Source organism: Nocardiopsis akebiae (assembly GCF_018316795.1).
Taxonomy (GTDB): Bacteria; Actinomycetota; Actinomycetes; order Streptosporangiales; family Streptosporangiaceae; genus Nocardiopsis; species Nocardiopsis dassonvillei.
Genome location: NZ_CP074132.1, coordinates 830,489 through 841,709, shown reverse-complemented (window position 1 = coordinate 841,709; position 11,221 = coordinate 830,489). Strand labels below are relative to the sequence as shown.

At 71.7% G+C, this 11,221-nt stretch carries 9 protein-coding genes; 1 reads left to right on the top strand and 8 read right to left on the bottom strand.

Going from position 1 to position 11,221, the window contains the following annotated elements:
• Position 1 precedes the first annotated feature (1 nt).
• Entirely contained in the window at positions 2–1,051 is a 1,050-nt protein-coding gene (locus KGD83_RS03600) for a macro domain-containing protein (protein ID WP_212642507.1), read from the top strand.
• A 16-nt stretch (positions 1,052–1,067) separates the two neighbouring features.
• Here KGD83_RS03600 and KGD83_RS03595 read toward each other — a convergent pair whose 3' ends face one another.
• From KGD83_RS03595 to KGD83_RS03560, 8 genes are all read right to left on the bottom strand, one after another.
• Positions 1,068–2,117, bottom strand: coding sequence for an IS30 family transposase (locus KGD83_RS03595; RefSeq protein ID WP_274975060.1), 1,050 nt, complete (start codon positions 2,115–2,117; stop codon positions 1,068–1,070).
• A gap of 140 nt (positions 2,118–2,257) precedes the next feature.
• Positions 2,258–3,340, bottom strand: coding sequence for a C40 family peptidase (locus tag KGD83_RS03590; RefSeq protein WP_212642505.1), 1,083 nt, complete (start codon positions 3,338–3,340; stop codon positions 2,258–2,260).
• An 18-nt stretch (positions 3,341–3,358) separates the two neighbouring features.
• Positions 3,359–4,153 carry a replication-relaxation family protein gene (locus KGD83_RS03585; protein WP_212642504.1) on the bottom strand — a complete coding sequence of 265 codons (795 nt, stop codon included), beginning with the start codon at positions 4,151–4,153 and terminating at the stop codon, positions 3,359–3,361.
• Positions 4,153–6,438 carry a type IV secretory system conjugative DNA transfer family protein gene (locus tag KGD83_RS03580; RefSeq protein ID WP_212642503.1) on the bottom strand — a complete coding sequence of 762 codons (2,286 nt, stop codon included), beginning with the start codon at positions 6,436–6,438 and terminating at the stop codon, positions 4,153–4,155. Before KGD83_RS03580 ends, KGD83_RS03585 begins: the two co-directional genes overlap by 1 nt.
• Complete coding sequence (locus KGD83_RS03575; RefSeq protein WP_212642502.1) at positions 6,435–8,186, bottom strand: VirB4 family type IV secretion system protein; 1,752 nt, start codon at positions 8,184–8,186, stop codon at positions 6,435–6,437. The genes KGD83_RS03580 and KGD83_RS03575 overlap by 4 nt, the downstream gene beginning before the upstream one ends.
• The gene (locus tag KGD83_RS03570; RefSeq protein WP_212642501.1) at positions 8,183–9,088 is read right to left on the bottom strand and encodes a PrgI family protein; all 906 of its coding nucleotides are present in this window, start codon (positions 9,086–9,088) and stop codon (positions 8,183–8,185) included. Before KGD83_RS03570 ends, KGD83_RS03575 begins: the two co-directional genes overlap by 4 nt.
• A gap of 27 nt (positions 9,089–9,115) precedes the next feature.
• Positions 9,116–10,765 carry a hypothetical protein gene (locus KGD83_RS03565; RefSeq protein ID WP_212642500.1) on the bottom strand — a complete coding sequence of 550 codons (1,650 nt, stop codon included), beginning with the start codon at positions 10,763–10,765 and terminating at the stop codon, positions 9,116–9,118.
• Entirely contained in the window at positions 10,765–11,127 is a 363-nt protein-coding gene (locus tag KGD83_RS03560; RefSeq protein ID WP_212642499.1) for a hypothetical protein, read from the bottom strand. The genes KGD83_RS03565 and KGD83_RS03560 overlap by 1 nt, the downstream gene beginning before the upstream one ends.
• Positions 11,128–11,221 lie beyond the last annotated feature (94 nt).

The following is an 11,221-nucleotide window of genomic DNA, read 5'->3' as shown; positions in this document are numbered from 1 at the left end:
AATGAATACCCAACAGCTGATCATTACGATCGTCTTGATCGGCGCTGGCGTTTTGCTGCAGATTTGGTCCTCGGATCCGGACCGCGCTGGTCGGCAGTATGCCCTGCAGTTGCCATCGATATTTCTCTATTCCCTCGGTGGAGCTCTCCTTTTGTTCTCCTTATTCCCAGAGTCCTTGTCCGAGGGGCGTGCACTTGGTTTTACACTTGGGGGTGCGACAGGTTTCGTTGCTTTTTTCATGATGGCTTCTTTCGGTTGGCTTTCCCGGACCAACCAACGTGATGAAATACTGGCCTCGCTGAGTACAGCACGCAAGGAGCTTGCTGCCGCCAAACGGCAATTGACTGCAAAGCAGGCAATGGATCGCTCTCCTAGCCCCTTGCAGCAGTGCGCCCGATTTCTAGCGCAGATTCGCGGCGATACCAAGCATCACATTGGTTTTGTTACGGGAAATCTGGCAAATGTCAAGGACATTGACGTATGGGTGAACACAGAGAATACCCGCATGGAGATGTCGCGTATCACCGAGCCAACGATCTCGGGTACCGTTCGGTATCTCGGTGGGCGGCGAGATGCAGCAGGAAATCTGATAGAGGACTTAATTGCTGCCGAACTCACTGAGCGGATGGCTGGTATGTCAGGCATCATGGCAGGTCAAGTGGTGACGACCGTATCAGGTGAGTTGCTTGAGAGCCACGGAGTCAGGCGCATTGTACATGTGGCCGCCGTCGAGGGAGAGCCTGGTAGTGGCTACCGCCAAGTCCGCGATGTGGGTCGCTGCGTGCGAAACGTGCTTGCGGAGTTGGATCGCCTCAACAGAGAAGGCGAGGATCTTCAATCCGTAGTGCTTCCGCTCTTCGGTACGGGAGCTAGCAACGGTGACCTCCGGGGGACGGTAGAGACAATGGTGAGTGCGATCGTCGATTACCTTCGTTCGCACCCCTCCTCGCATGTTTCTAAGGTCTTTCTGCTGGCTTATACCGATGCCCACGAGGCGCTGTGCCGTCTTGTGCTTGACCTTGAACCGCAATTGGAAAGCAAGCATCTGTAAATAAGAGTTGGTGGTGTCAATTCGTTGAAGCGACACCCTCGTCTTGGTCCTGGCCCTCGAGCAGGAGCTGCTGCATCTTCTCCTGCGGGGTGTAGAACCCCAGACAAGCCCGCGGCCGGTTGTTGAGCTCCTCAGCGATCGCTGTCAGGTACGGCTGGTGCTGAACGATCTCGGTGCCCTTGGGCAGGTACTCCCGGATCAGCCGGTTGGTGTTCTCGTTCGTGGGCCGCCGCCAGGTGCTGTGCGCATCAGCGAAGAACACCGGCAGGTCGGTGGCCACCGTCAAAGCAGCGTGACGGCCCATCTCCGTCCCCTGATCCCACGTCAGCGACTTGCGCACCAACGCGTCCAGCCCGCTGACGTGCTCGATGAGCACATCCGCGACATATTCGGCCTTCCTGCCCCCGGGCAGAGCCAGGATCACAGCGAACCGGGTCTGACGGTCCACCAGCGTGACGGCGGCCGTCTTACCGTCCTTGCCGAGTACGAGATCGCCTTCCCAGTGTCCGGGGACCCGGCGCCCCAGAGCTTCCTCGGGGCGCTCACGGATCGAGCGCATACCCACGATCCGCCCGCCCGACAGGCCGTTCTTCCTTCGTGGGCGGCGAGCGGTGCGCTGGGAGGGCAGCATGACGCCCAAGCGGGCCAGCTCGCCCTTGGGCAGGGCGTAGATCCAGGTGTATAGCGCTTCGTGGCTGATGCGGGCGCCGCCGGTGGGGATCGAGCCTTCCATGGGCTCCACGCTGGCATCGTCGGCTTCCAGCTTCAACCGGCCCGCTACCTGGCGCGGTGTGCGTCCCCGTCCCAGGTCGGCCAGGACCCGCTGGCGGATCACGGGGTCGGTGTCCATCACGCGTTGTTGAGGGCGGGCCCGACGGTCGCGGGCACGTTGGTGGGCGGTGGTGGCCCGGTAGCCGCGTTTGGAGGTGTTACGGGCCAGCTCGCGGCTGATGACCGACTGGTCCCGGCCGATCAGGCGGGCGATGGCGCGTACACCTTCCCCGCGTGTGTGGGCGAGCGCGATCTCCTCGCGTTCAGCAAGGGTGAGCATCCGTCGTGTTCCCATGAGCAACCCCTGTGACCTGCGGTGTTGCTACGACGATATGACACCACCCTCAGTAGCGCGCTCGGCTACGAGCAGCAGGCTACTAGCCTGAAGCTCGCTCTATGGTCGAACGGTGCCCACACTCTTGGGGAACGCCCATTTCAGGCCGGGCGAACGGCAGCCATGAAGCGAACCGAGTAGTACGGCCCCTCCACCGGCTCCACCTGGATGGTCGTGCCAGTACGAGGAGCGTTGACCATCTGGCCGTCGCCGACGTACATCGTCACGTGCGAGGGCGCGGGCCCGCTCCCGGTGTCGTAGAAGAGCAGGTCCCCCGGTACCAGAGCGTCCAGCGAAACCCGGGTCCCGATGTTCACCTGATCGGTGGTCACCCGCGGGATCGACACCCCAGCGGCTCTCCAGGCCATCATGGTCAGCCCCGAGCAGTCGAAACCGTCAGGCCCCACACCTCCCCACACATACGGCTTGCCGACCTGCCCGAGCGCCCACTCCGCGGCCGCCCTCCCCCGCTCGCTCCCCTCCCCCGGAACCGTGTGCCCGCTGTCGGAGGCGGAGGCGGCGGCTGCCGCGACGATCTCCTCGTACTCGGCGATGTGCTCCATGACTCTCTCGACGTAGTCGTCCCAGGCGTTGTAGCGGAACAGCGCCGCGCGGAGCTGCTCCGGGTCGGTGAAGTCGACCGTGTCCTCGGCGTGGCTGGTGCACAGCTCCACGGCGGTGGCCAGGGCGGCGTCGTAGACGTTGTGCGGGTCCGCCCGGCCATCGCCGTTGCCGTCCACACCGAACTCCGCCCACCAGGCGGGCAGGAGCTGGGTGACGCCGACCGCCGCGTCGAACTTGGTGTCGCCGTCCCAACGTCCACCGTCGGTGTCGGGGTGCGGGGTCCAGTTGTCGCCCGCACCGGTTCCGTCCAGGCGGGGGCCGATGACGGGCGGGTCGGTGTCTCCGTTCTCGACGATGTCGTGCCCGGCCGCGTGGTGGGACTCCTCGTGGCCGATCCCCGCCAGGATCGGCCAGCTCATGCCCGTGCAGCCCGGGTGCAGGTGGGCGAGGCGTTCGGCGGCCCCGCGGTAGGCGTCCAGGAGGATGTCGGAGACCCCCGGTACCCGGAGCGTCCGGGCGTCGGCCTCGCGTTCGCGTTCCTCTCCGCCGATGGCCACGGCCCCGATCAGGGGTACCAGCAGGAGTAAGCCGACGGCCGCCCCGAGGGCCGCTTTGAGCATCGCGCCACCACCGCCGGTTCAGGCGGGTTCGGCGAGCGCGACGAGCGGGCGGACCGCGCAGGTCGCGTCGCCCGCTCGGCGCCAGACGGGGCGGGTGGGGCCGAAGCGGTCGAGCTGTTCCAGGGCGGTGACGTGGACCGGCACCTCCTCCCCGCCCGCACCGAGGGCGTGGCACAGCGAGGTGAGGCGCCCGGACGAGGTGGCCACGAACAGGACCGGGGAGCGCAGGCCGGTCTCCTCGGCCAGGTCGCGGTAGCGGCTGACCTTGGCCGCGACGCGCAGGAGCGGTTCGCTGCCGGTGTCGAACTCCACGAAGGCGTCCAGGGTGGTGCCGTCCTGTTGCCAGCGCAGGTAGCCGTCGGGGCGCACGTGGTGTCCCCAGGTCTCGCGGCACCGGGCCTCGGACCACCAGCGCTGGAGGGTCGCCCCCCGGGTGAGGCGCGCGCCGGCCGCGAAGCACACGTAGGTCTGGGCCAGGCCGGTCACGTGGCCGAGCTGGCGGGAGAGCGCCAGGTTGCGATGGAACTCGGGTCGGTAGCCGATGCCGTCCACGGTGGTGTGCCAGCGGTCGGCGAGCACGCGGGCGCCCTCCCTGCCGAGGGTCCAGTGGTAGGGGACACGGGCGTGGGTGTGCGGCGGCAGGAAGCGGTCGGTGAACCCGTCCGCGGCCAGCTTGAGCAGGCGGCGCTGCACGGCGCGGGGGCTGGTGCCGCGGAAGAACAGCGCGCCGACGTGCGGGGTGGTCAGGACGCGGTGGGCGTGCAGGGCCTGGAGGATGTGGTCGTCGCGGTCGGTCAGGTCGGTGGTGCCCATCAGCGTGTTTCCCCTCGCTGTCGCGGATCGGTCCCCTCGGTACGGGTCGGGGTGGGGCTGAAGCGGCGGGCGGCCCGGCGGACCTGGCGGGCGCGGCCCCGGACCGGGTCGGGCAGCGCCAGCGTGCGCATGGTGGCGGCGGGCAGTTCGGCGGCGCCGTGGAGGGTGCGCACCACGGCCTGGTAGGGGCCCAGGTGGGACAGGTCGTAGGCGTTCAGGTGCGGGAGCGTGTGGCGTTCGAGCTTGGCTGCGTCGTCCGGGGAGGCGTTGAAGAACACCTTCGTGCGGCAGTTCGCCGCGACGGCGGCGCGGGTCTGGGTGGGCAGCTGTCCCAGTTCCTGGTGGGCGATGACCAGCCCGGCCCGGTAGCCGCGGGCCTCGGCGAGCATGTCGGCCAGCGAGCCCGGCAGGCGCAGGAAGTTCGCGGCCTCGTCGAGGTAGACGGTGGTGTCCGGGCGTTCGCGTTCGGGGACGTCGGCGCGGGCGGTGACGGCGTTCCAGGCGGCGGCCAGGGCGATGGTGCCGACGAGGGAGGCGGTGTCCTCGCCCAGGCGTCCCTTGGGCAGGCGCATGAGGACCAGGCCGCCGTGGTCGAGCAGGGCGGGCAGGTCCAGGGTGGAGGCGCCCGAGGCCAGGACGGCCGCCGCCCAGGGGCGCAGCAGGATCGTGCGCAGCTTGTTCAGGACCGGGTCGGTGGCGGCGGCGCGCATCTGCGGGCTCTGGCGTTCGTACCAGCGCCAGAACTCGCCGAGCGCTCCCGTGGCCCGGGCGGAGAGCAGTAGCCGGGCGCGCCAGGCGTCGTCGCCCAGCAGGCGCGGGATGTGTCCGAGGGTCAGGCCGGGGTCCTGGGCGCGGGCGAGGGTGAGCGTGCCGGCACGCAGGATGTCCTCGGTGCGCGGCCCCCAGGAGTCGGCGTAGACCCGGCGGAAGATGCCGGTGACGGTGTCGGCGGCGTGCTCGGGGGTGCCGAGCTGGAGGATGTTGAGCCGGGGCGGCGGCGCGGGGTCGGCCGGGTCGAACACGACCGTGCGCCCGACCGCGCGCTTGGGCAGGCGGTCCAGGACGTCCAGGACCAGGTCGCCGCGCGGTTCGATGACCAGGGCGCTGCGTCCGGCCTCGGCGTCCTGGCAGATCATGCTGGCGAGCAGGGTGGACTTTCCCGATCCGGTCTTGCCCATGACGTGGGTGTGTTGGCGGGCCTCCTCGATCCCGTGGGCGACGGGTCGGCGCGGTCCGGCGTCGGCCTCGCCCAGAACGCGGACGCGGCCCGCGCGGGGCAGGTCGGGGCTGGGCGCGACGCGGCGGGCGCTGGCGCGGGTGAGGCCGGGGACGGCGGCGTCGGTGGGCAGGTGGGCGATCGCGGCGAGTTCGTCGGTGGTGAGCAGGTAGCCGCGGGCGAGGTGGCGGCGGCCCGTCCACAGAACAGGGAAGGGCATCCATCGGCGGCTGAGCGCGTTGAGCCCGGAGGTGTAGGCGGCCAGGGTGGCGGCGATGGCGCGGGTGCGGGCGCGCAGGCGTCGGCGGGCCTGCTCTCCGGCGTGCCCGGTGGTGGTCAGGCAGCTGATCTGACAGGCCAGGCGGGGTGCGGCGGACTTGTTGAGGATGGCGCGGACGTCGTCGGTGACGCCCGGGTAGGCGGGTGTGCGCACGGTCGCCCCCGACAGGGGCGAGGCGTGCAGGCCGCGCAGGCGGGCGGCGGCGGAGCGGGCGCGGGCGGCCCTGGTGGCGGTGGCGGGGCGGGCGCACACGCGCAGGACCGCGTGCTGGCCGGGCGCGAGGTCGGTGAGCTCCCCGAAGAGGCCGCGCAACGGGTCGTCGGCGAACTTGGCGCGCAGCGGGTAGTGATCGCCGCGCGCCATGGCGATCCAGTGGCCGAAGACGTGTTCTCCGCGCGGAACGGAGGCGGTGGCGGGCCGCAGGCTGGTGGTGGCGCCGGGCCAGGCGGCGGTCACGGCACGCTCCAGCGCGCGGGCGTTGACGGTGCCCGGAATCCAGAGCTGGACGCGCACCCCCGCTGCGGAGGCGACGTACTCCCAGGCCAGGTGCGGCGGCAGGAACCGGTGGGTCCAGCGCGGGCGCAGCAGGCCCAGGGTGTGGGACCAGAACGCGCGGGCGTGGTCGACGGTGGCCTCGGGCGGCGCGTGCACCTCCAGGACCTTCGCGCCGCGCGATAGATAAGCGGTGCGGGCCAGGCGCCAGGCCAGCACCCAGGCCGCCCACACGCACAGGGCGGCCGCGGCCGCCGCTGCGGCGGCGGCCAAGAACGCGGGGTCGACGGTGATCATCCGCGGTCCTCCCTCTCCATCCGGGCGAGTTCGGCGGGGTCGGTGGTGATCAGCCGGTGTTCCTCGGGTGAGGCCAGGGCGCGGAACACCGCCCGATGGTGCCCGGAGGTGAGCAGCGCGCTGCCGCGTTCGGCGGTGGCGACGATCTGCCGTTCGCCGTGGGAGAGGTGGAAGGACTCGCACACGGCGTCGAGGTTCTGCGAGGCCTGGTGGAGCAGGATCTGGGTGGCGGCGTTGGCGGCCACCGCGCGTCCGAGGTCGGTGGCGAGCAGGTCGGCCACGTCCTGGGTGACGAGGGTGAGCCCGGCCCAGTGGCGGCGGGCGTTCTTGGCGAGGTTGAACAGGTATTTGGCGCCGACGGGGTCGCGCAGCAGCGACCAGCCCTCGTCGATGGTGATCAGTCGCGGTCGGCGGTGGGCGGAGTCGCGGACCTGGGACCACAGGGCGTCCAGAACCAGCAGGAGGCCGGTGGTGCGCAGTTCGTCGGGCAGGTGGCGCAGCGAGACGACCGTGAGGTGGCCGGTGAGTACGGCGGTGCTGGGGCCGTCGAACAGTCCCCGGTGGGAGCCGTCGGTGAAGGGCGCCAGCTTGTCGGCCAGCAGGTGCGCGACCCGGGCGCGGTCGCTCCCGTGGTCGGCGCCGTCTCCGGTGCCGCGCAGGACGGCGACGAGGTCGGCCAGGATCGGCGGCGTGCGGTTCCAGGTGACGGGGTCGCGCGTGATGCCGCGCTCGGCGTAGGCGGCCAGCACCGCCCGGTCCAGGGCGGCGCTCTCGGCCGCGTCCAGGGCTCCGACCATGACCGAGACCAGAGTGTGCAGGAACAGGACCCTGGTGGTGAAGGCCTCCTCACCGGTCCCGGCCAGGTCGAAGGGGTTGAGGCGCCCGTCCGGCCGCCCCAGCCGCACATGCCGGCCGCCCACCGCGTCGGCCATGGCCGCGTACTCGTCGGTGGGGTCGATGACGCTGGCCCGGACCCCCGCGTACAGGGCGCGCAGGAGTTCGAGCTTGGCGAGGTAGGACTTGCCGCTGCCGCTGCGGGCCAGGATGACCGCGTTGCCGTTGTCCAGGTCGCCGTTGAACCGGTCCCAGGCGACCAGCCCGCCGGAGTGGACGTTCTCGCCGTAGACGACCGCGGTCTCCCCCAGCTCGGCGGCCAGGTCGGGCGAGGACAGCGGCATGAGCGCGGCGACCGCGTCGGTGTCCATGGTCCGCGCCGCGCCCACCGGGTCGGTGCCCAGCGGCAGGGTGGCGATCCACCCGGCCAGGGGCCGGTAGGTGGCCGGGGCCAGGTCGACCAGGATCGAACCGGCCAGCGCGGACAGGCGGCCCACCTCGGCGTCCAGCTCCTCCGGGGTGGCGGCGTGCACCGTCAGGTAGACCGCGAGCCGGAACAGCCGCGCCTCCCCGCCCGCCACGCGTTCGGCCAGCAGGGCGGCGTCCTGCGCCACGGCCGCCCGCTGGGGGTCCTCCAGCCCGCCCCGGGCGGCGTCGGTCCGCCAGGCCGATTCCAGGCGGGCCCGGCGCCGGCGCAACCGGTGCGCGGCGACCTGTCCGGGGACCGGGACGACGTGGACGGCGATGTCGACGTGGCCGGGGTAGGTGAGCAGCGGGTCGGCCCATCCGGCGTGGACGTCGTGCGGGTAACCGGTGACGATCATGGTCTGGGCCAGGCGCCCGTCCAGGTCCAGGCGGCGCGGGTACAGGTGGACGGCGGGTCCGCCCGGGGTTCGTCGGCCGTGCACGGTCATCGCTCCTCCTGCGTGGTGGTCAGCGAGCGGGTTCCCGAGTCCGGGTTCAGGGAGGAGCGCAGCACGCGCTCGGCGGCGGGGCCGTCGCACAGGCGGGCGCGCACGCCGAGGGCTGCGAGCTGGGAGACCGCGTCCTCCGCCCGCCACAGCAGTCCTTCGCCCACCTCGCGGACGGGGCCGTCGGCGGTCAGGACCAGCAGCACCCGGTGGTGGACGAGCTGATGGCGGCGCTGGAGGTCGTCGAGGAAGGTCCCGTGCGCCAGGGCCGCGCGCCTGAGCCTGGGATGCGGGAGCGTCCGGGCCCGCTCTCGGGTACTGCGTACGTGCGCGTCCAGGTCCGTCCGGCGGCGCTGGACGACGAACTGGGCGGGCTCGGCCAGGGAGTCCAGGAAGGCGGCGAAACCGGCCAGGATCTGGTCCTGCTCCTGCCCGGAGGCCAGGTGGAAGGGCACGGTGGAGCAGGTCAGGACCACCGCGCACCGCTGCCCCAGGTCGACGGTGCCGTCGTCGTGCACCGCCGCGGCGGGCAGGTTCAGCGGTGCCAGACGCGGTCCCCGGGCGGTCCTGGGCGCCCACCGGGGCAGGCGGACCCGCGGCGTCGCGGGCGCGCGGTGCTTGGCGTGCAGCAGCCAGAGCACGGACAGCGCGGCGAGGCGGTCCAGGCCGATCCCGTCGCGACGGCCGAGCGCGAGCACCCAGGACAGGGCGAGCACCGCCGCGCTGACACCGATCGAGGCCCACAGCGGCAGGAAGCCCGCCAGCGGCGAGAACAGCGCCCAGGTGGTGAGCGCGGCGGGCGTGAGCAGGAGCAGTTGGCGGGCGGTGAGGTTCCACAGAACGGGTTCGGGCCGGTCGATGTCGGCCGGGATGCGGGCGTGCCAGACGGAGTCCTCGTGGTCCACGGTCGGTTTCCCCTTCTGCTGTGGTGGTCAGGTGCGCCACGGGTTCCAGCGCCATCGCCAGCGCGGCCCGCCCCGGTGGGCCCCGGCTCCGCGACCGCGCGGCGGCCACCGCCGGGGTTCGGGACGTGCGTGTGCGCGCTCGTGCGGGGCGCTGCCGCCTGCCCGGGGCGGTGCCGGACGCGGGTGGTGGCGCGGTGTGTCCGCGTGCGGCGCCGTCCGCGGCGGGGCGTGGCCGACGGGACGGGTGTGGTCGGTCCACGGCGGGCTCGTCCCGGAGCCGGGCGCGGGTGCGCGGTGCGGGTGATGCGGTGGGTTCAGGCCGCGCGGTCCGGGCCGTGGCGGCGTGCGGTTCCGCGACCGGCCCTGGTCGGCCCCCTCGGTCCACGGCGCCTTCACTCCCGTTCGCGGCACCGGCCTTCCGTCCGGGCGGTGGATCGGCGGACGCGGTCCCGAGGTCCGGGGCCCGGGCCCTGCGGGCGGTGTGCGTCCCGGACCGCCCTGCTCCCCCGCGCCCGAAGGCGCGGACGGCGAGACGGCGGGGCCGTGCCGGGCGGGCGGCGTCGAGGCGTTCGGGGTGCCGAACCTCCAGTTCCGCACGCGGCGCGGCATAGCGGCGGTCTGGTGGACGGCCCCGGCCCGGCGGACGGTCCTGGCGTTGTGGGCCGTCCGCAGCAGCGAACCCAGACGCCCCCGCACCGCCCCGGTCGCCGCCGTGCCCGCCGCCGCGGTACCGCCGGTCGCGAACGCCGCGGTGGTGAGCACGGCCGCCCAGGTCAGGGACTTGGCCGCGGACACCACCGGCGACCTGCCCCGGTGCCCCGACAGCACGGCCTTGTAGGTCCAGAACGGGATGCGGATCTGGACGTAGACCAGGACCAGGAGTAGGAACAGGTCGAAGAGGTTCGCGTCCCCGCTCAGGATCTGCGCGGCCCCGAACAGCACCTGGGTGTCCCCCTCGAAGAACACCCGCATCAGCGCCACGAAGGCCAGCGCCTGGGCGATCGGGACCACGCACACGGCCGTCATCGCCCGCCACCACAGTTCGGCGATCCGGTTGGTCTGCGGCAGCGCGTGGAACATCAGCATCAGCGGCGCGCCCACCGTCAGCAGGATCACGATGACGATCCGGACGATCTCGACCAGGGACCACACCACCAGCAGCACCACGAGCACCAGCAGGAGCAGCACGACGAACGCCGTCGCCTCCAGCAGGAAGGGCCCCACCCGCTCGGTCAGGGCCCGCGCCGCCCTCTCCGCGCTGACCCCGTCGGCGGCGAACGCCCGGGCGAACTCCGTCGACCAGTCCGACATCAGCCGCACCACGACCAGTGACAGGTTCGAGGCGACGAACCCCACCACCAGGCGGGGCAGGACCTCCCGCGCCCCGTACTGGGCCTGGAGGCTGTGGTGGGCCATGATGACCAGCCCCGCCGCCAGGATCAGCAGCGCGTAGGCCGTGTTGACCGCCGCCGACACCCCTTCCCACACACCGGTCACCCCGGGCGTGGGTTCGGGGGTGTGGAACGCCTTGTCCGCCATCCACCCGAAGAGCGGGTTGACCACGTCCGAGACCAGGCCGTGGAACCACGAGGTGATGTGGCAGGAGACCTCCAGGACCCCGCAGTCGAAGACCTCGGCGGGGTCCTGCTCGCCCTCCTCCGGTTCGGCCGGGGACATCAGACGCCCTGCTCGTACTTGACGACGTAGTCCAGGGCCAGCAGCAGCACCTCGCCCACCAGGGCGACGAGGTAGCCGATGCAGGCCCCGTAGATGCCGCGTTTGGCCTTGTCGATCTCCCCGGGCTCGCCGCCCGCGACCATCCAGCGCACCCCGGAGACCGCGATGAAGAGCGTGGCCAGGGAGACGGCGAGCAGCTGCACCAGCCGGGTGATCCTCCTGACCACCTCCACCGCGTGCACCGCGTACAGGTAGGGGCCCTCGCCCTGGGCGGCGTGCAGCCCAGGCAGGACCAGTTCCGTCGGCGAGGCGGACAGCAGGAGCGGACCCGCCCCGGCCAGAACACACCACGACATGCTCATCCCGCACCTTCCGAGAGCGCTCCCCCACGACGCGTGCGCGGGGAAGGAAACGAGTCGATTGGATACGTGGCGGCCCGCCCGTGACGCGGGCGGA

What these genes read in the sequence shown, in the direction of transcription:
- KGD83_RS03595 (WP_274975060.1), bottom strand. Translation starts at nt 2,117, where the DNA reads ATGGGAACACGACGGATGCTCACCCTTGCTGAACGCGAGGAGATCGCG.
- KGD83_RS03600 (WP_212642507.1), top strand. Translation starts at nt 2, where the DNA reads ATGAATACCCAACAGCTGATCATTACGATCGTCTTGATCGGCGCTGGC.
- KGD83_RS03560 (WP_212642499.1), bottom strand. Translation starts at nt 11,127, where the DNA reads ATGAGCATGTCGTGGTGTGTTCTGGCCGGGGCGGGTCCGCTCCTGCTG.
- KGD83_RS03585 (WP_212642504.1), bottom strand. Translation starts at nt 4,153, where the DNA reads ATGGGCACCACCGACCTGACCGACCGCGACGACCACATCCTCCAGGCC.
- KGD83_RS03565 (WP_212642500.1), bottom strand. Translation starts at nt 10,765, where the DNA reads ATGTCCCCGGCCGAACCGGAGGAGGGCGAGCAGGACCCCGCCGAGGTC.
- KGD83_RS03580 (WP_212642503.1), bottom strand. Translation starts at nt 6,438, where the DNA reads ATGATCACCGTCGACCCCGCGTTCTTGGCCGCCGCCGCAGCGGCGGCC.
- KGD83_RS03590 (WP_212642505.1), bottom strand. Translation starts at nt 3,340, where the DNA reads ATGCTCAAAGCGGCCCTCGGGGCGGCCGTCGGCTTACTCCTGCTGGTA.
- KGD83_RS03575 (WP_212642502.1), bottom strand. Translation starts at nt 8,186, where the DNA reads ATGACCGTGCACGGCCGACGAACCCCGGGCGGACCCGCCGTCCACCTG.